Source organism: Caloramator quimbayensis (assembly GCF_900167605.1).
GTDB classification, from domain to species: domain Bacteria; phylum Bacillota; class Clostridia; order Clostridiales; family Caloramatoraceae; genus Caloramator_B; species Caloramator_B quimbayensis.
The window spans coordinates 69578-89572 of the sequence record NZ_FUYH01000003.1 but is presented as its reverse complement, the minus strand read 5'-3'; the positions used below and the strand labels follow the sequence as shown (position 1 = coordinate 89572).

General features: G+C 30.8%; 19 protein-coding genes. 11 read left to right on the top strand and 8 right to left on the bottom strand.

The genetic code is table 11. From position 1 onward, the window contains the following. Nucleotide 1: 1 nt before the first annotated feature. The 5 genes from B5D15_RS02610 (at nt 2) to B5D15_RS02590 (ending at nt 5055) form a co-directional block, all read left to right on the top strand. The gene (locus B5D15_RS02610; protein WP_078695552.1) at nt 2-241 is read left to right on the top strand and encodes a hypothetical protein; all 240 of its coding nucleotides are present in this window, start codon (nt 2-4) and stop codon (nt 239-241) included. 90 nt (nt 242-331) lie between these two features. Then, nucleotides 332-1222: a nucleotidyltransferase domain-containing protein gene (locus tag B5D15_RS02605; RefSeq protein WP_179122166.1), complete on the top strand. Its 891-nt coding sequence runs from the start codon at nt 332-334 to the stop codon at nt 1220-1222. A gap of 115 nt (nt 1223-1337) precedes the next feature. Then, complete coding sequence (locus tag B5D15_RS02600) at nt 1338-2183, top strand: DegV family protein (protein ID WP_179122165.1); 846 nt, start codon at nt 1338-1340, stop codon at nt 2181-2183. A gap of 42 nt (nt 2184-2225) precedes the next feature. Further along, on the top strand, nt 2226-3641 hold the full coding sequence (gene pdxR, locus B5D15_RS02595; RefSeq protein ID WP_078695549.1) for a MocR-like pyridoxine biosynthesis transcription factor PdxR: 1416 nt from the start codon (nt 2226-2228) through the stop codon (nt 3639-3641). Between the two features lie 70 nt (nt 3642-3711). Continuing rightward, entirely contained in the window at nt 3712-5055 is a 1344-nt protein-coding gene (locus B5D15_RS02590; RefSeq protein WP_278305443.1) for an MATE family efflux transporter, read from the top strand. Between the two features lie 366 nt (nt 5056-5421). Here B5D15_RS02590 and B5D15_RS02585 read toward each other — a convergent pair whose 3' ends face one another. Then, nucleotides 5422-7230, bottom strand: a complete 1809-nt coding sequence (locus tag B5D15_RS02585) for a TPR domain-containing glycosyltransferase (protein WP_078695548.1) — start codon at nt 7228-7230, stop codon at nt 5422-5424. A 48-nt stretch (nt 7231-7278) separates the two neighbouring features. Continuing rightward, entirely contained in the window at nt 7279-7947 is a 669-nt protein-coding gene (locus B5D15_RS02580; RefSeq protein WP_078695547.1) for a DUF6385 domain-containing protein, read from the bottom strand. Nucleotides 7948-8082: 135 nt separating this feature from the next. On the opposite strand from B5D15_RS02580, the gene B5D15_RS02575 reads away from it, so the two are divergent. Genes B5D15_RS02575 through B5D15_RS02565 form a run of 3 tightly spaced genes read left to right on the top strand, consistent with a single transcriptional unit; the run spans nt 8083 to nt 10753 of the window. Continuing rightward, complete coding sequence (locus B5D15_RS02575; protein WP_078695546.1) at nt 8083-8652, top strand: class I SAM-dependent methyltransferase; 570 nt, start codon at nt 8083-8085, stop codon at nt 8650-8652. Further along, nucleotides 8639-9889, top strand: coding sequence for a glycosyltransferase family 4 protein (locus tag B5D15_RS02570; RefSeq protein WP_078695545.1), 1251 nt, complete (start codon nt 8639-8641; stop codon nt 9887-9889). Before B5D15_RS02575 ends, B5D15_RS02570 begins: the two co-directional genes overlap by 14 nt. Nucleotides 9890-9910: 21 nt before the next feature. Then, complete coding sequence (locus B5D15_RS02565) at nt 9911-10753, top strand: DNRLRE domain-containing protein (RefSeq protein WP_078695544.1); 843 nt, start codon at nt 9911-9913, stop codon at nt 10751-10753. Between the two features lie 163 nt (nt 10754-10916). On the opposite strand, the gene B5D15_RS02560 is transcribed toward B5D15_RS02565, so the two are convergent. Genes B5D15_RS02560 through B5D15_RS02550 form a run of 3 tightly spaced genes read right to left on the bottom strand, consistent with a single transcriptional unit; the run spans nt 10917 to nt 14469 of the window. After that, on the bottom strand, nt 10917-11543 hold the full coding sequence (locus tag B5D15_RS02560) for a TetR/AcrR family transcriptional regulator (RefSeq protein ID WP_179122164.1): 627 nt from the start codon (nt 11541-11543) through the stop codon (nt 10917-10919). Between the two features lie 5 nt (nt 11544-11548). Next, entirely contained in the window at nt 11549-13771 is a 2223-nt protein-coding gene (locus B5D15_RS02555; RefSeq protein WP_179122163.1) for an ABC transporter permease, read from the bottom strand. Continuing rightward, nucleotides 13771-14469 carry an ABC transporter ATP-binding protein gene (locus tag B5D15_RS02550; protein ID WP_078695541.1) on the bottom strand — a complete coding sequence of 233 codons (699 nt, stop codon included), beginning with the start codon at nt 14467-14469 and terminating at the stop codon, nt 13771-13773. The genes B5D15_RS02555 and B5D15_RS02550 overlap by 1 nt, the downstream gene beginning before the upstream one ends. A 163-nt stretch (nt 14470-14632) precedes the next feature. On the opposite strand from B5D15_RS02550, the gene nifJ reads away from it, so the two are divergent. Then, nucleotides 14633-18160 carry a pyruvate:ferredoxin (flavodoxin) oxidoreductase gene (gene nifJ, locus B5D15_RS02545; protein ID WP_078695540.1) on the top strand — a complete coding sequence of 1176 codons (3528 nt, stop codon included), beginning with the start codon at nt 14633-14635 and terminating at the stop codon, nt 18158-18160. 30 nt (nt 18161-18190) lie between these two features. Here nifJ and B5D15_RS02540 read toward each other — a convergent pair whose 3' ends face one another. Beyond that, nucleotides 18191-18352 (bottom strand): CDIF630_02480 family spore surface protein, encoded by a 162-nt coding sequence (locus tag B5D15_RS02540; protein WP_078695539.1) that lies wholly within the window; start codon nt 18350-18352, stop codon nt 18191-18193. A gap of 219 nt (nt 18353-18571) precedes the next feature. Between B5D15_RS02540 and B5D15_RS15845 the strand changes: the two genes are divergently transcribed. Both B5D15_RS15845 and B5D15_RS02530 read left to right on the top strand, forming a co-directional pair. Beyond that, on the top strand, nt 18572-18790 hold the full coding sequence (locus tag B5D15_RS15845) for an FAD-dependent oxidoreductase (RefSeq protein ID WP_078695628.1): 219 nt from the start codon (nt 18572-18574) through the stop codon (nt 18788-18790). 63 nt (nt 18791-18853) lie between these two features. Beyond that, the gene (locus B5D15_RS02530) at nt 18854-19321 is read left to right on the top strand and encodes a pyridoxamine 5'-phosphate oxidase family protein (RefSeq protein WP_179122162.1); all 468 of its coding nucleotides are present in this window, start codon (nt 18854-18856) and stop codon (nt 19319-19321) included. On the opposite strand, the gene B5D15_RS02525 is transcribed toward B5D15_RS02530, so the two are convergent. Beyond that, entirely contained in the window at nt 19318-19674 is a 357-nt protein-coding gene (locus tag B5D15_RS02525; protein ID WP_078695537.1) for an acyl-CoA carboxylase biotin carboxyl carrier protein subunit, read from the bottom strand. The genes B5D15_RS02530 and B5D15_RS02525 overlap by 4 nt on opposite strands. Further along, nucleotides 19671-19985 (bottom strand): hypothetical protein, encoded by a 315-nt coding sequence (locus B5D15_RS02520; RefSeq protein ID WP_078695536.1) that lies wholly within the window; start codon nt 19983-19985, stop codon nt 19671-19673. Before B5D15_RS02520 ends, B5D15_RS02525 begins: the two co-directional genes overlap by 4 nt. Between the last annotated feature and the right edge of the window lie 10 nt (nt 19986-19995).

Sequence of the window (19995 nt, the reverse complement as noted above, 5' to 3'; positions counted from 1 at the left end):
AATGTATATTTGCCCTGTGTGCAATGGATTTTATGAATATGATAAGTATTGTAGTATTTGCGGGGCAAAAATGCAGATACTTGACAGGGTTGAAAATTATTATGATGATTATTCACCCTATTTAAGTTATAGACTTACAGATTTAAATGATGGAGATCCTCCTAATATTTGTACCCATTATTGTATCTGCCCTTATTGCGGAAATAAAGAAGTCATAAATATAAGAAATATAGAAGGATAGGCTGGCATAAAATTAATGCCGGCTTTATTTGTAATTCATTTTTAATTTTGCTATAATAAATTTTAATTTAAATTAAGCGGGGTGAGGAAAGTGTATAACATAAAAGAATTTCAAGAGGCATATTCACAGGTGGAGGAAAAGTTAAAGAAAAATAGCAGCGTTATTGCTGTTGTTGTCTATGGAAGCATAATTTATGGCGATATATGGCAGGAATCTGACATAGACTTTTTAGTTGTTACAAAAGAGAAGAGTAAGACTTTGAATATTTACAGTAAGGCTTTTGGCGTACCTATACACATAAATTATATATCAAAAGATATGTTTATTGATTCATATAAGAATATACTTAAGGGTGGGACTTTTCATAAGGCTTTTTTTGCAGGAAGGCTTGTTTATTGTATAGATGATGATATAAAAAATATTCATTTATCTACTAAATTTTATAAAGATAAAGACAGGGACATTAGAAATATTGAAATTCTCTCAAACCTTCTAACGAGCATTCATTATACAAAGAAATATAATTCTGTAGGTAAAATTGAGACTTCCTATCAGTGGAGTTTTGAAGTATTAAAAAATTATGCAAGGCTTTTAATGAGTTTAAAGGGACACATAACGGATAAGGACATTTTATCATTGGCAGTTAGTATGAGCAGTGAAATAAATGAATTATTTAATTATTTTAATTCTGAAGCTTCAGCTAAAGATAAAATTAAAAGTATTCTAAATTCGGCTGAGAGCTTTATAGAATTTAGCATAGAAGATATTTCAAAGCCTATTATTCAATATTTAATGAGAAAAAAAGAGCCCTGTTCAATTGAGGATATTAAATCTTGTGAGGATTTTAAGCATATAGATGGAGATTTAAATATGCTTCTTGAAAATTTAAGCATGAGAAAAATTATAAAGGAGTCATTAAGACAGTATACTACCTATGGGGATGAGTATTTAATCGATGAAATAGTTTACTACATAGAATAAGAATTATTATATAATTAAATAGATTGTTAATTATTTTGATTTAATATTTTAAAAAAATCCTTTTGTTGTATAATAAATTATGTATGAAAATAATTTTAAACAGGGGAGGGAAATTATGGAAAAAATAATAATTTTTGCAGATAGTGCTTGTGATTTGGATTTAGATTATTTAGATGAGCTTGGGGTACATATGATACCTATGATTGTTAATTTTGGAGATGAAGAGTATAAGGATAGAGTAACTATAACTACTAAGGAATTTTATGAAAAACTTGATACATTTAAAGGCCTTCCTAAGACATCTCAGATACCTTTAGCGGTATTTACTGAAGAATTTAAAAAGTATTTAGATGAAGGATACTATATAATTTCAATATGTTTTTCATCAAGGCTTAGTGGTACTTATCAGTCAGCCTGCGTTGCAAAGGATTTAATAGGAAGCGATAATATTACAGTTATTGACTCAAAGGGTGCCTCTGTAGGTTACGGTCTTATGGTAAGAGAAGCAGCTCTTATGGTTAAAGAAGGAAAAAACAAAGAAGAGATAATAGATAGAGTAATATATATGAGAGATAGGATGGAGCATATATTTGCTGTTGGACATCTTGATATGCTTAAAAAAGGAGGGAGAATTTCAACATCTCAGGCAGTTATCGGAACTCTCCTTAATGTAAAACCTATTTTGCAGTTTGATGATGGTTATATCGTTCCTTATGATAAGGTTAGGGGAGAAAAGGCAGTAATTAAAAAGATTATAGATACAATGAAAGAAAGAGGATTTGAAATAGAAAACCAAGTTATAGGTATGAACTTCGCCCGTGAAACAGAACTTTGTATGCAGATAAAAGAAGAAATAGAAAAGACTTTCGGTGTTAAAGAATTTGTTATTTCTGAGATAGGGGCTGCCATAGGAAGTCATGTTGGAAGCGGAACAACGTCGGTATTCTTTTTGAGAAAATAGAGCTGTAAACAGCTCTATTTTATTATAGAGGAAGGTGCTTTTATGAAAATATATGAATCCATTGAGATAAATAAAAATTCTGATGAGCCCTTATATATGCAGGTTTATGATGGTATTAGGAATCTTATAGAAAACGGCAGCTTTAAACCAGATGAAAAGCTTCCTCCAATCAGGGAATTTTCTAAAAGGCTTGAGGTTAATAACGTTACAATAGTAAGTGCATATAAACTCCTTGAACAAAAGGGATATGTGTATTCAAAGGTGGGAAGCGGTACCTTTGTGAGAGGAATTAAAGCTTTTGAAGAAAATAAAATCGAAGATGAAGGAGAGATTAATTCATCCAATAAGGTAAATGAAATAGTTAAAATAAATCTATCTTCAATGAATCCCGAACCAGAGCTTTTCCCTGTAGATGATTTTAAGGAAGCTTTAAATGAAGTTCTTGAGAGAGATAGAGGTCTTGCTTTTGCATATTCAGAATCTCAAGGTTACTATCCCTTAAGGGAAAGCATTAGAGAGTATTTAAAGGGAAATAATATTCCCTGTGATTTTAATAATATACATGTAATATCAGGAGCACAGCAGGGAATCGATATAATATCAAAGTCATTACTTGGGTTTAATGATACTATTGTAGTTGAAAGCCCTACTTATACTGGTGCTGTTGCGGCATTTAAATCAAGAGGTGCAAGTATTATTGAAGTTCCAATAGATGAGGATGGTATCAATATAAAGGAGCTTGAAACCGTTTTAAAATCCTGTAACCCAAAACTTATATATATAATGTCAAACTATCATAATCCTACAGGAATATCCTATAGCAATGCTAAAAAATTGCAGCTTCTTTATTTAGCACAAAAATATAATACTTATATTTTAGAAGATGATTATTTATCAGAACTTAAGTTTTACGGGGATAAAAGTACTTCAATAAAGACGATGGATGGGAAGGACAGGGTAATATATTTAAAAAGTTTTTCAAAAATATTCATGCCAGGCATAAGGCTTGCGTTTTTAATAACACCATCGGTTATTACAAAGAAGGTGTCTTCTGTAAAATATAACACAGATATATCTACATCAAGCCTTATTCAAAGGGCATTTGATTTGTTTTTAAGAAGAGGACAATGGCAAAATCATTTAGATAAAATGTGGAAAATATATAAAAACCGCTATGATGTTTTGGCAGATACTTTAAAAAAAGAAGCTCCATTTATACAATTTAAAGAACCAAAGGGAGGAATACATGTTTTTGCAAAGTCGGATGTTAGTTCTACAATTTTAGCAAGTGTAGCAAAACAAAGAGGGCTTTTGATTTCTCCAGGCAAGGTATTCTACATAGATGGAAGGGATACAGAATATTTTAGATTAAGCTTTGCAAGCGCAGATGAGGGCAAGATAAAAGAAGGTATAGAAATTTTAAAAGAAGCCTATGATGATGTTAAAAACAGTTTTTAAGTGTCAATAAAATTGCCAAAATCCTTCCTTACATGTTATTCTATATGTAGCATTGTAAGGGGGGATTTTTTTGCATAAAATCAGTGAAGTTTTGAAGATTGCCCTGCCAGCTGTTGGAGAAATGATTTTATACATGATGGTGTGGGTAGTAGATACTGCCTTTGTAGGGAATTATGGGGGTAATATTGCTGTAAGTTCAGTATCCTTCAGCTCTGAAATAATATATACAATTGCTAATATATTTATAGCTGTTGGAATAAGCGTTGGTGTTACTACTATGGTTGCACAGATGACAGGGGCAGGAGAAAAAGATAATGCTGAAAGATACTTAAGCCAAGGCCTTATAATAGGAGGAATTGTTGCAGCAGTTATAGCTTTTATTCTTGGAGTATTTTCAAAACAAATACTTTTACTTGCAGGTGCAAAGGGAGAGGTACTCTATTATGGAAGCAGATTTATGAGGATAGTATCTATTGGAGCTTTTTTTAACATGTTATGCAGTATTTTAAATTCAGGACTTAGAGGGACAGGAAATACTGTAACTCCTCTAATAGTTTCTGTAATTATAAATATTATAACAATATCCCTCGATTGGATGCTCATATATGGAAGATTAGGATTTAAAGAAATGGGGATAATGGGTTCAGCAGTAGCTACAACAACTGCTTATATAACAGGATTTATATTTCTCATGATATATTATAGATATTATTCCGATTTTAGAATTAAACTAAAATATTTAAAGGAAATTAATAAAGATTATATGTCTAAAATAGTAAAACTTGCAATTCCATCTGGAATGCAGGAGGCCGCTTTTAATATAAGCAGGCTTGTTTCGCTTTCATTTATAATGCACATTGGAACCTTAGCCTTTGCTGCAAATACAATTACTACAACAATAGAGTCGATATCCTTTATGCCAGGATGGGGTTTTGCAGTGGCATCAACGGCTCTTGTTGGACAAAGAATAGGTGCAAAAGATTATAAAAACGCAAGGGAGTATGCATATATAGCAATGTTTTTTGGTACAGGCATAATGCTTTTATGTTCTATTTTATTTTTAACAATACCCGACTTGTTGATTAAAATATTTATAAAGGAAAAGGATACAATTGCTCTTGGAAGCAGCTGTCTTATGGTAGCATCTATTGAGCAGCCTTTTATGGGTATATCAATGATATTAGCAGGTGCAATGAAGGGGGCTGGCGATACAAAAACTCCCTTTAAAGTATCTTTAATATCAAGCTGGTTAATAAGAATACCTCTAATGTATTTTGTAATATTTATACTTAAACTTAATGTGGTTTATGTATGGGTTGTAACTGCAATACAATGGATTTTTGATGGAAGTGTAATTCTTTATTTCTTTAAATATAAGAGTAAAAAGTGGGATGAGATAGAAGGGAATGTGTAAACCTTTAAATTTACCAGAACTTAAAGTTATTCATTGAATCTTTGGAATTATGCATTTTAATAAAATAAAGTCCATAATACTGCACAGCCAATCTTTTTCACTTATTAAGAAGCTCTAAGCCTCGTTTCCTTGAAAATTAAGAACTTTTGGAAACTCGCTCCGCTCAAACAACCAAAAGTTCTATAATTTTCTGCGTCAACAAGGCAAGAGCTTCTAAAATTCGTTTTATATTGACTTTAGCAGTATTATGGACTTTTTCTTAATAGAAATGTAGCTTTTTTAAACTTTAAATATAAATTTTATAATATTAGCTTAAATTTCAAAAGTGTTTCTTATCAAATTTAATAAAATTATAAGTGAAGAAAATTATTTTTTGCCTGAATTAATCATCATCAGCGATTTTTTCATCATATCAAGCCCTTGGGCATCTATTTTATCAAACAATTTAATTGACCTTATAAATTCCTTATAGGCTTGTTTATAATAACCGTTATTGTAATATAGTTTTGCAAGCTCCAAAAGCACTTCATCACTTTCAATTAAATTCAGCATTTCAAGGGCTTTTTCAAACTCATCAAATCTTTGAAGTTTTAATAGAATAGATAAAAGTTCAAAGATTAAACTTAAATATTTTTTAGAATCCTCTTTATCATTGCTTAGAGCATTACATTTTTTATTTAATAATAAATCGCGGAAGGACTTATAAATTATTATTTTATCGCTGCTTTCAAATTCCTCAGCCTTTTTAAGCATCTTTAAGGCTATAGACATGTTTCCAGTAAGTATGTCACAAAGTATGATGTAATATATTGATTTGCTATAAAAGTCTTCTGATTTTAAAGTTTTAAAACATTCCTTTGCATTGAAGAATTTTTTTTGATAAAAAAGGCACATGCCTTTATAGTATGATATAGTTTCTTTATATTCAGAAAAGTTCTCTGCTTTTAAAATATATTCATAGGCTGCATCATATTTACCCTTTGAAAAGAATATATCGCAAAGTGTAATATAGGATATGGCATCGAGTTTTCCTCCAAAAAAACTTTCAAGATTTTGTTTTATTTCATTAATTTCCTTATTTTGTTCGAATAATATATCAGCAATTCTATAAAAGGCGTCCATGCAGTTTGGACGTATTTTTAATATTTCAATACAGCATTTATACGATTCATCGAAGTCTCCGTTAATATAATATATGCTTGAAAGAAGAAAATAAGGTCTATAGGTTCCAACACCAACAAGACAGTTTAAATAAGAGGGAGGTTCTCCCATTTCAATACATTTATTTAAAGATTTAATTGATAGAGTATATTTTTGAAGATTAAAGTATGTGTTTGCCTTTAAAAATTCAAGATCAGTAAAGTTAGGATATAGTCTAAGTCCGGTTTCAATCATCCAAAATTCCTTTTCATATATTCCGAGCTGATCATAGCAGGTGGCCATTCTCATTAAAAGTTTTGGAGTATACCCAAGGTTTGGATTAAAATTTTTATAGCATTCTTCATAGTATTCCAATGCTTTTTTAAAATCTCCGAGGGCATAATACTCGCAGCCCATATTAAATTGCATAAAGCTGTTATTTGGTTCTTTTTCAAGTTCTTTTTGAATAATTTCCATGTTGCGCTTTCTTTTATCTTTATCTTTTACTGTTTTGTTTAAATAGCCATAGTGATAAAATCTAACATCTTCAACCTTAATAGCATCTTTCTTATTTTCATCTATATCATTTGGTTTAATCTGCTCATGTATTGCTCCATAAAATCTATATCTCGTTTTATTTCTTATAAGCCTTACATTAAGATTCATGATGATATCAAGACCTTTATTTTCTCCAACATAGCTTAAAGTTTGAAGAAAATAGGCGTTTACATTTTCATTTTTTGTTAGATTTAAAAGTTTATCTTTATCCTCCCTTTCAAACTCATCATCGGCATCCATAATAAGTATCCAATCACAACTTGCCTTTTCAAGGCTTAAATTTCTTGCATCGCTAAAATTGTTATTCCACTCAAAGTTATAGATCCTTGCATTATAATTTTTAGCAATTTCAATAGTTCTATCGCTGGAACCTGTATCAACGATTATTATTTCATCAACTATATCGCAAACACTATCAAGGCATCTTTTAATATTTTCCTCTTCGTTTTTAACAATCATACATAAACTTATAGACAAGTTAATCCCCCCATAAAGCTATGTATCTGCCGGTTAAACCGGCAGATATTATACATGACCATTGCAGTAGGCTTCAAAGTCAGCTGTATAAGTTCCAGTGTCATAATAAAGCCTTGTATATCTTAAGAAATATTTTGGAGCAATAACAACAGCAGATTCTGGAGAAACATCTGTTGCAACTGTCTGGTCGTTTATAAAGTAATCATCATTGTCTGTAGGTGATATTTGAAGCCTTACTTGAATTGTGTTTGCAGCATTATTCTTTACGTAGTAGGAATAAAGAGTCTGCTGAGAACTGTCAAATAAAAGAGTAACTCCAGTACCAGCAACATCCGTTATAGTAGCATTATTTTCTGTAAAGGAATTACCTGTTTTAATTACGTTAACCGTCCCGCCTATTGATACTGTATCGGTATCAGCAGATAAAGATCTAATACTTAAGCTTTCTGCAACAACGGTTACGGTATTCCCAACTGTTACAGTACCTGCAACAGTAACAGTACCAGAGATAGCCACAGAGTCAGTATCTCCTGATAAAGCCCTTATGCTTAAGCTTTCGGCAACAACTGTTACAGGCCCTGATACTGTCATGCTTCCGCTTATCATCAAATTTCCACTATCATCAAGCTGCAACGATTGAAGAGTAGTACCTTTAAGTCCAAAAACCTGGGCCTTTAATTCTTCAGCCGTTTCATTAAAGATTATATTGTTGGGCATATATTTCACCTCTATATTAAAAAGGAATGTTTTATGATACCCTTTCTGCTATATATTGTATGAAAGCATGTTAAAAATTGTGTTTATATAGAAAAAATTGTCATATAATAAATCAGAAATAAAAGAGGTGATTTTATGCCTACAAGCTATTATGGACAGATATCAACAATACTTGATATAGCACTTTCTCAAAATCCAAAAAGTATACTTGATGTTGGGATAGGCTTTGGAAAATACGGAGTCCTTTTAAGAGAAATTCTTGATATTTCAAATGAAAGATATTCAAAAGATAAATGGGAAGTAATAATAGATGGAATTGAGGGATATAAAGATTATAAAAATCCAATATATGAATATGTATATAACAAAGTCTATTTTGGATTTGTACAGGAAGTTATAAAAAGTTTAAAATACAGTTATGATTTAATACTTATGATAGATGTACTTGAGCATTTTAATAAAAATGAGGGGGAAGAAATAATTGAATCTTTATTACAAATATGTAAAAACCTTTTAGTATGCACTCCTGCAATACCTTCAAAGCAAACTTATCTTGATAACAATCTTGAGGAACACAAAAGTTTATGGAAAATTTCAGATTTTAAAAAGTATAAAGTAAAAAAAGTTGAAATACTTCCAATGACAGCTTTTAATTCGTCTATCATTCTGCTTTTGGAAGGGAGATTGAATAATGATAGATTATGATAAAATACGTTTTGATAATTTTAATAAAAGGATTAATATTTTAGCTCAGGAATTCTACAATAAGGATATAATTTTAGAGATAAACAGGGCAATTATTGATGAAGATTATGAAAAGGCAGATATATGTAAAATGAAACTTGAACTTTTAAATATAAATTATAAAAAAATAGAAGTTGAATCTTTGAAAACTAAAGAAAAATTTGATATAGCTTATCTTCTTCCTCATAATATTCAAACTGGCGGACTAAAGGTCATATTAAATCAGGCAAATCTTTTATCTGAAAGAGGACATAGAGTAACTTTATACTCACACCTTCCTAAAATGGAGTGGTTTAAAACCAATTGTTCCTATATACAGGTTAAGGAAGATGTTGAACTTTATAGAGCAGTATATCCCTGTGATATTGTAATTGCTGGATATTACGATTTAATAGTTGATGCTTTAATGACTTTGGCACCTTTAAAATATTATTTATCTCAAGGGGATTTTTATATATTTGAATGGGAAGAAATTGAGCCTTTAATAAGGAATACTGCTTATACTGCATACAATTTACCTGTAAGAATATTAACGGTTTCAAATGTTATGCAAAGAAAGATTAAGGATATTTTTAAAAGAAATTCTGTTAAAATTCCTAATGCTGTTGACAATAATGTTTTTTATCCTGTTAAAAAAAGAATAACATTACCTTTTAAAATATTAATAGTAGGTTCAGACAGCCTTAAATTTAAAGGGCATGATGATATTATTAGGGCTTTGTATGAATTAAAAGAGGAAGGGTATTTATTTAAAATTTCTTGGGCTACTCAAACTATACCAAGCAAAATATATTATAATGGCAAGCTTAATATTCAGTATAGTATAAGTCCGACACAGGATGAATTATCAAGGCTTTATAGAGAAAGCGATATTTATGTATCAGGTTCATATTATGAAGCATTTTCCCTCCCGCCCCTTGAAGCAATGAGCAGTGGGTGTTGTGTTGTAACTTCAGATAATGAAGGAGTAAAAGAATATGCAATTCATAATAAAAACTGTATTATGTATGAAAGAGGAAATATAAGGGATTTAAAAGACAAATTAAAGATTTTATTTAGAAGTCCTGCCTTAAGAAGGAGGCTAATATTAAATGGTATAAATACTGCAAAAAATTATTGCTTAGGAAAAAGTATAGACTTGCTTGAAGAAGAATTTAAAAAATCAAAGAATAATTTAATTTATTATGTTGCAGAATAATCATTTTGCAGAGGTGATTTTATGACAGGTAAATTTATATCTGAAAGGAGCTTGACTATAAAAAGCTCTGAGCCTGATAAAAACTTTAAAGAGGAAGTTATAAAATGCGGCAGGGATGATGAAGGATTTTATAAAAGCTATATTTTTTTTGATTTATCTACTCTTCCTGAAAGGGCACAAATCACCTCTGCAAAACTTTACCTTAATCTCCTTGAAAGGACAAATCCAACTGCTTTATATGCAATTGGTATATATCCTCTCCTTGAGGATTTTGGAGATTTTACAGTTTATAGCTTTCAACCTAAAATTTATGTAAGTCCTATAAACTATCATTTAATATATAAAAAAAGTGGAAAGATAGAGCTCAATTTAACTAACATAGTTCAAAAATGGAAAAATGGTATGCTTATAAATAAAGGGCTTTTATTAAAAGGGGAGGGGGGCAGATTTGATATGCTTACCTTTGGTTCTTCCTATAACAAAATCTATGATAATATTCCATGCCTTGAAATTGCTTACAGCCTCGACTCTCCAGTACCCTTTGGGCAAAGCATTGTAAAGTATAACGATTATGAGGAAAAATTGAATTATATAAATGGAACTGTAAGTAGTAGTCCTATTGATTTTAGCCATTTAATTCAGGCAACAGTATTTATAAGCAATTTAGGCGGCTATGAAGTTACAGCAGCGAGTCAATACAGCCCTGACAATATAACATGGATACAGGATTATTCAAAAAAAATTCTTCCAGCGCAGACAGCTTATATAATACCAAAAATTTATAGCAAATATTATAGTTTAAAAATACAGTCTACAGGATACGGTACTTTAAAAATATATATATCATACTTGATATATCTTTAAAATTTATTTGTTTTTCGCTGTAACATATTATGGGAAAATATAAAATGTAATTATAAATTAAAATATATTATATGCAATAAAGTTTATAACGGACAACATTTAATATTTTTAAGCTTTTAAAGAACTTCTTATAAAAATAAAAGGAATAGATTTATTGTTTAACCTATTCCTTTACTCCGTATTTTAGAATTTCTATATAATCTGAAATATCATTTAAAATCACATCTTTTTTAATAATTAAATTTCCATGTTCATCTAAGTTTTCCTTCATGTATTTGTTTCCATAGCTTTCTAATGTCCAGATTATTGTATTTATTGCCTTTTGCTTATCTATATCGTTCCTGAAATTTGAATAATCTATGTTATCAAATATCATTCTAAAACCATCCTGTGTATATTTACTATATATTATTAATATATCATTCTTTAATTCCTTTGGGATGTCTGTAAATGCTTTTATTAAGAATTTGGTCTCAAGGGGAAGTTTTTCAAATAGAGTAAGCTTTGCTACCTGCCAATTTTTAAGCCTTTCAAAAAAATCTGTTATATTCATATCTGCATATTCATAAAATTTTTGGTACATAATAGGTATCACATAATTTAGTAGAAAGATGTAAAGACCTTTTTTACTTTTAAAATAATAAAACAGCAAGCCCTTTGAAATCTCTGCATTTTCAACAATAACATTAGTTGAAGCTCTCTCATAGCCTTTTGCTGCAAACTCATTAAGTGCAGATTGTATTATTTTGTTTTTTTTATCTTCTGGTAAATTATCAAATGAAATGTTCAATATATCTACTCCCTTTGAGATTTTAGTGCCTCCGACAAAGATATATTTAATATTTTTTTCTTAGAAAGATATTTTGAAAGTTCATAAATACCAATCATAATTATAAAGCTTAAAACGATTGATAAAGGTTCAAGCTTTAAAGGGAATGCAAAGTCTATACCCTTTGAAAAACTTCTGAAAAGAGCATCCATTGATTTTATAAGAAGCGGTATAGAGATTAAAAAACCTACTATAACTGGTATTGTTGCAGTGTTTAATATTAGGCTGTTTATTTCATTATTTGTATATCCAAATATTTTAAACATTGATATATTATTTTTATTCTCCTCTATAGAAATTCCAGTTATTATATATATTACAACAAGTGATATTACAAATGCAAATAGTGAAATAACAGCAAAAGACGCTTTCAGTGGATTTAGTATTGTTTTAAATGCTTCTTCAAAGTCTTTTTTGGTTTCGAATTTCAGTATTTTATCCTCATCAATGTTTAATTTGTTGCTGCTAAATATACCTATAAACGAATTTTCATTTAAATTCATAATCTTGTTAAAATCTGAAAGAGGCATATAAATGTTATTTCCTGTATAAACTTCAGCTATCTTATCTATCTTTATTTCGTATTTTTTATTGCTATATTTATTTGTAATTATAATTTTATCCCCTTCTTTTATATTTAGAGTATTTGATAGTGGACGGGTTGCAATAACACTATTGATAGAAATGCTTTTACCAGATTCATCTGTAAGGTTAATCATCTTTGAATCGGGCTTTATTCCTAAAACAGCAAAACTTTCTATTTTGTTTTCAACTTTAAAAGCTGATAGGTTGTATTCTTCGCCTCCATAGTTATTATCGTCTTCATAAGCTTTAAGAACATAATTATATTCATATTTATAAACTTCATTCATACTTTGATTTAATAGATAATCTATTGAATTTTTATATAAAAATCCTAAGAGCAAAAACATAGAAGCAATAGTAATACCAAATATTAATACAAATAGACGGGGAAGGCTTCTGGTAACCTCTCTTATCCTGAATTTAGATATGAATTTCAATTTAGTAATATTAATTTTTTTCTCTAGGATCCCAATTTTAATTATTTCATTGTTTCCTCTCATAAGATTAACAGGAGATAACCTAAGAGCCTTTAAAGTTACAAAGGAAATAGCAGGAATAATAAATATATAGGGAATCAGTAGACTTATTATTATATACTTTATATCAAATAAATTTTCTATTAAAGGTATATTAAAATAGCTGATAAAAAAACTAGTTAATGGTTTTACAAAAATAAGACCAAGTATTGTTCCTGATACACCGCCTAAAAGCGCTATAATGTTACCATAGGATAGATAGTGAAAAAGAATTTCTTTTTTAGTATACCCTAAGGCATAAAGCGTACCGATTTGTGAAAACTCAGTCTTTATAATCCTCCAAATTACTATACACACGAGCAGCGATGTTAAAAGAAGAATAATAACAGGAAGGGCTGAACCCATTTTAGTAGATCCCATAAGCTTGGCATCAACAAAACTGTAGCGGGGATTATCCTTAATGTCCTGATAGAATATTATAAAGTTATTTTCTGCAATATAATCCTTTATTTTATAAGAGTCCTTTGATTTATATTTTATAAGATAATAGTTTATACCTTTGTTTATTTCATTAATTTTATTTTTTGACAGTATTGCTATTCCAAAATTATTATAGTTGACCATCATATCAGTATCTGATTTCAATGGATAAATATAATCTGGCATAGAGAAGAAACCTTTAACTATAAATTTTCCAAAGGGCAATTCTATATAATCACCGATTTTAATATTATTAGCCTTTGCAAAATTAGGATCAAGTAAAATATCATTATCACTTTCAATATTCTTTCCTTCAACAATATAGGAAATATCGACTTTTTCAGTTTTTTCAAATATTCTTAAGACTGTATTGCTATTAATATTAACATCAAGCTGCTTCCTTTCATCAATTAATACATTGAATTTATTTTCTAATTCAGAGATGTTTTCTAAAGGCTTTTGAGTTATCACCTTTGCATCTTCAATCATTGTTATTTTAAGAAAAAGATTCTTATTTTTTTCAACATTTTTCATAGATATATTAAAGTTTGTATATAAAAGTGAGCTTAACATTACAAGGATTATTGAGCCTATATATACAGCTTTTTGACTTAAAATAACTCTTTTTATTTTTTTATTTAAAACCATTACCATTCAACCCCTTTTGCAGAGATTTTATTATTATTCTTTATATTTTCAACTATTTCACCGCTTCTTAGTCTTATTATTCTATCGCTCATTCTGCTAATGGCAGTATTATGGGTTACAATAAATATTGTTGTTTTATATTTGCTGTTTACATATTCTAAAAGATTTAATATTTCTTTAGCTGTTTTATAATCGAGGGCTCCGGTAGGTTCATCACATAGCAGTATTTTGGGATTTTTTGCAATAGCTCTTGCGATGGACACCCTCTGTTGTTCACCTCCACTAAGTTCCTGAGGGAATTTGTTTCTCTTATCAAGCATTCCAACCCCATCTAAAACTTCTTCAATTTTTAAAGGGTTTTCGCTGATATTAGTTGATACTTCGATGTTTTCATATATATTTAGATTTGGAATAAGATTATAAAATTGAAATATATATCCTATATTATTTCTTCTGTACTTTGTAATTTCTTTATCGTTTAATTTATTTAAATCTACACCTTCTATGATTATGCTGCCGCTGTCGGCTCTGTCTATTCCTCCTATTATGTTTAAAAGTGTTGATTTCCCAGAGCCGGAAGGTCCAAGAATGGTTACAATTTCCCCTTTGTCTGCCTCAAGGTTTATACTGTTTAAAGAGAATACAATATTTTGCATAGATTTAAAGTTTTTGTTTACATTTTTTAATTGAACCAGCATCAAATCACCCCTTAATATAATTGACCATATGGTCAATTATATTATAAATCTTTTTTTATTTTCTATCAATATTAAATTTAAAATAAAATTATAAATATGTATTTTTATCCTCCAATTAGAAATAATAAAACTGATATGAGTATTATTAAAAAGGAGGATTAACATGGCAAAGAAAATGAAGACAATGGATGGCAATGAGGCAGCTGCACGTGCGTCCTATGCCTTTACAGAAGTTGCAGCGATATTTCCTATAACACCATCCTCTCCAATGGCAGAAAATGTTGATGAATGGTCTGCCCATGGTATGAAAAATATCTTTGGTCAAAGCGTAAAGGTTGTTGAAATGCAGTCCGAAGCAGGAGCATCTGGCGCAATGCACGGTTCCCTTCAGGGAGGTGCCCTTACTACTACATATACTGCATCCCAAGGACTCCTTCTTATGATTCCAAATCTTTATAAAATGGCAGGAGAACTTCTGCCAGGAGTTTTACATGTAAGCGCAAGAGCAGTTGCAGCTCATGCACTATCGATTTTCGGCGATCATCAGGATGTTATGGCATGCCGCCAGTGCGGAGTTGCTCTTCTTGCATCATCGAGTGTACAGGAAGCCTATGACATGGGATGTATTGCTCATTTGAGCGCTATTAAATCGAGAATTCCTTTTATACACTTTTTTGATGGATTTAGAACATCTCATGAATACCAAAAGATTGAAATTTTAGATAACGAGGATCTTTCAAATATTGTTGATTATAATTCAATAAAAGAATTCAGGGAAAGAGCTTTAAGTCCTGAACATCCTGTAACAAGAGGAACAGCTCAAAATCCCGATATATATTTTCAGGGAAGAGAAGCTTCAAATAAATTTTATAATGCCGTTCCTGATATAGTTGAGCATTATATGAGAGAGTTTGAAAAGATAAGCGGTCATTCCTACCATCCTTTTGATTATTATGGTCATAATGAAGCAGAAAATATAATAGTAGCGATGGGGTCTGTTTGTGATACTATAGATGAAGTTGTAGATTATCTTATGTCAAAGGGAGAGAAAGTAGGCTGTATAAAAGTTCATCTTTACAGGCCTTTCTGCTGCGATTATTTCTTCAAGGTACTTCCAAAGACTGTTAAAAAAATCGCTGTCCTCGATAGAACAAAAGAACCAGGCTCAGTTGCAGAACCTTTATATCTTGATGTTGTAAAGGTATTTTATGAAAAAGATAATAAGCCTTTAATAGTTGGAGGAAGGTACGGTCTTGGTTCAAAGGATACAACACCATCGCAGATTCTCTCTGTATTTGATAACTTAAAGAATGTAGCTCCAAAGGATGCATTTACAATAGGAATTAAAGATGATGTTACAAATACATCTCTTTGCGAAAAAGAAATTATAGATACAACTCCTGAGGGTACAATAAGCTGTAAATTCTGGGGACTTGGCTCAGATGGAACTGTTGGTGCTAATAAGAGTGCAGTAAAAATTATCGGGGATAACACAAACTTATATGCTCAGGCATATTTTTCCTATGACAGTAAAAAATCTGGAGGTACGACAGTATCCCATTTAAGATTTGGTAAAAAGCCTATAAAATCTCCATACCTTGTATATGATGCTGATTATATAGCCTGCCATAATGTATCCTTTATATATCATTATGATATACTTAAAGGTCTTAAAAAAGGAGGAACTTTTGTACTTAATTGTCCTTTTAATGTAAGCGAACTTGATGAAAAGCTTCCAGGGAATATAAAGAGTTATATTGCTAAAAATAATATAAATTTTTATATTATAGATGCAGTATCCATAGCAAGGGATATAGGACTTGGCAACAGAATAAACATGATAATGCAGTCAGCCTTTTTTAAACTGGCCAATGTAATACCCATTGAAGATGCAGTAAAATATCTTAAGGAATCAATAAATAAAGCCTACGGTAAAAAAGGACAAAAAATCGTTGACATGAATTGCGCTGCTGTAGATAAAGGAATAGAAGCTCTTATTAAAGTTACCGTTCCAAGTTCTTGGGCAGATGCTGTAAATGAAGAAATTAGAGAGATGGGAAATGTTCCGGATTTTATAAAGAATATACAAATACCTATGGCAAAGCTTGAGGGTGATAACCTTCCTGTAAGCGCATTTAATGGAATAGAAGATGGTACATTCCCTAATGGTACTGCTGCCTATGAAAAACGCGGAATTGCTGTAATGGTTCCTGAATGGCAGATAGATAAGTGCATTCAGTGCAATCAATGTGCCTATGTTTGCCCTCATGCAACCATAAGGCCATTCCTTCTTGATGAAGAAGAATCTAAGAAAAAGCCTGAAAGTTTTACTACAAAGCCTGCAATTGGTAAAGGACTTGAAGGCTTAGAGTATAGAATACAGGTTAGCCCTCTCGATTGTACGGGTTGCGGAAGCTGCGCAGATGTATGTCCTGCACCAGGCAAGGCTATTGTAATGAAAATGGCAGAGGAACAGATTAAAGCTCAAGCTGAAAATTGGGAGTTTGCAGCTACGATTCGTCCAAAGGAGGACAGAGTTGATAAATATACTGTAAAAGGAAGCCAGTTTGCAAAGCCTTTGTTTGAGTTTAACGGTGCATGCCCAGGATGCGGTGAAACTCCATATGTAAAACTCTTAACGCAGCTTTTTGGAGACAGGATGATGATAGCAAATGCAACAGGATGTTCTTCAATATACAGCGGAAGCGCTCCATCAACACCTTATACTGTTAATTTTGAAGGTAAAGGTCCAGCATGGGCAAACTCTCTGTTTGAAGATAATGCTGAATTCGGTCTTGGTATGTATCTTGGAGTAAAACAAATAAGAGAACACATAGCAGAAATTATGAGGCAATCCCTCGATATGCCCATAAGCGATGGATTAAAGGAAGCTTTCCGTATGTGGCTTGAGGCTATGGATGACGGTGAAAAATCCAAAAAAGCATCGGAAATTGTATTGAGAGAACTTGAAAAGCATAATTATTCAGGAAAGGATAGTATTAAAGACATAATTGATAAAAAGGATTTCCTCGTAAAGCGTTCTCAATGGATAATAGGAGGAGACGGATGGGCATATGATATAGGTTTTGGAGGATTAGACCATGTTTTAGCTTCAGGAGAAGATGTAAATGTTTTGGTACTCGATACTGAAGTTTATTCAAATACAGGAGGCCAATCCTCAAAAGCAACACCTACAGCAGCTGTTGCAAAGTTTGCAGCATCGGGCAAAAAGATAAGGAAAAAGGATTTAGGTCTTATGGCTATGAGCTACGGCTATGTTTATGTTGCACAAATAGCCCTTGGTGCTAATATGAATCAGGCAATAAAAGCAATTGCAGAGGCTGAAAGCTATAAAGGACCATCCCTTATAATAGCTTACTCTCCATGTATAAATCATGGAATAAAATCGGGAATGGGAACGAGTATAGCAGAGGAGAAAAAGGCAGTTGCTTCAGGCTATTGGCATCTTTATAGATACAATCCAATGTTAAAATACGAAGGAAAGAATCCTTTTATTTTAGATTCTAAAGAGCCTACAGAATCCTTTAAAGATTTTATACAAGGAGAAATAAGATATTCATCACTTATGAATGTATTCCCAGAAACTGCAGAAAAGCTCTTTAAGGCTGCAGAGGAACACGCAAGAGAAAGGTATGAAAACTATAAACGCCTTTCAGAGCAGAAATATTAAAAATAAAGCCTATGCCATTTGGCATAGGCTTTATTTTTCGTTTGTATCTACCCAATCCTTAGCTTCAGATACATTAAATTCATCTGGTATTGAAACATTTGATAAAGGTTTAACTCCTAAAATATTTGCCCAAGGAGCCGCAGTGTGTTTTTCTATTGGTTCAGCCTTAAAACGTTTTTTGCTTTTTGTCATAAAAATACCTCCTAATAAAAACTTGTAAGTCATTATTAGAGTAACCTATAATATATTTTTTATAACTTAAATTAAAATAATAATTTTTCCAAATAATCAAATAATAATTATTGTCAATATTAAAATTCAGGAGGATATTTTATGAAGCTTGTTAGTGGAGAGTTGTTTTGGATTAATGTAAATCCTGTTTTAAGAAAATATCAATATTTAAGTTAAAATATAGAATGTGATGTACTTGTAATTGGAGGAGGGATTACTGGTGCACTATGTGCCTATTATTTTGCTGAGGCAGGAGTTGATACTGTAATTGTTGATAAAAATATAATAGGCTATGGTTCAAATGGAATACTATACGCTGTATTAGGCGCAAAGCTTATATTGGATTTATATATGGGAAAAAGGAAAGATGAAATTGAACTTTTTGGCTTTGAAAGGTAGGTAATAACTTGCAGGCAAACTCCAAATTATGATAGAATTTAAAATAAAAAACTGGAGGGTTTTATGTTTAAAGAATTAAGACGCAAGGATAGAGAAATAGATATTGATGAGTGTATTAGAATACTAAAGGAAGGGATTTATGGAGTTCTTTCAACAATTGGGGAAGATGGATATTCTTATGGAGTTCCTGTAAGCTATGTTTATAAAGAAAATAGTATTTTATTTCACTGTGCTACTGAAGGGAAAAAACTTGAAAACTTTAAATATAATGATAGGGTTTCATTTTGTGTTGTAGGTCAAACTGAAATACTTTCAAAAAAGTTTAGTATGGCTTATGAAAGCGTAATAGTATTTGGAAGAATAAAAGAAGTATATGGAGAGCAAAAGGAAGATGCTTTATATGAACTTATAAAGAAATACTCTAATGATTATATAAAAGAGGGATTTGAGTATGTAAAAAAAGATATGAATAAAACCAAAGTGTTTAAAATAGATATTGAACATATTTCAGGAAAGAGAAGGAGATGCTAATTTAATGTTATTAAAGCATCTCCAGTATTAACCGATGTTCCTTTTGAAACATGAATTTGCGCAATAGCACCATCCCTTGGGGATACAATTTCATTTTCCATCTTCATAGCTTCAAGAATTAGAAGAACATCACCGCTTTTTACATTTTGACCTAAGGATACTTTAATATCAACAATTGTCCCAGGCATAGGAGCTTTTATTATATCATTGAAGTTTGCAGCAGTTGAAGAAGTCAAAGGAGTCTTTACAGGAGATGGAATTGGCATAGAGGAATCGCTGAATTCAGCTTTTTTTTCAGCTTCTTCCACTTCAACTTCATATTTGTGATTGTTAATTGTTACTGTATATTTCATATTTTACCTCCAACTATTCGTATGGATTTAATTTTTATTGAGTTTAAAGGTTTATTTAGAGCTTGACAAATTGATGTAAGAATAACACAAAGAGTTTCTTCATCGATATTTCCAATAAGTTCTGCATCACCTTCTAAATATCCTATTATTTGATTTTCATTGTTTATATTATTTGTAAATTTATCATAATTAATATTTCTTTTTTCATTATTATTTGTTTTATATTTTCTATTGTTAAAAATGTAGGAAAAAACTCCGACAGCTACTAAAATCGTGTTTATTAACAGTAGAGTAACAATAATGTTGTTCATAGATTATCCT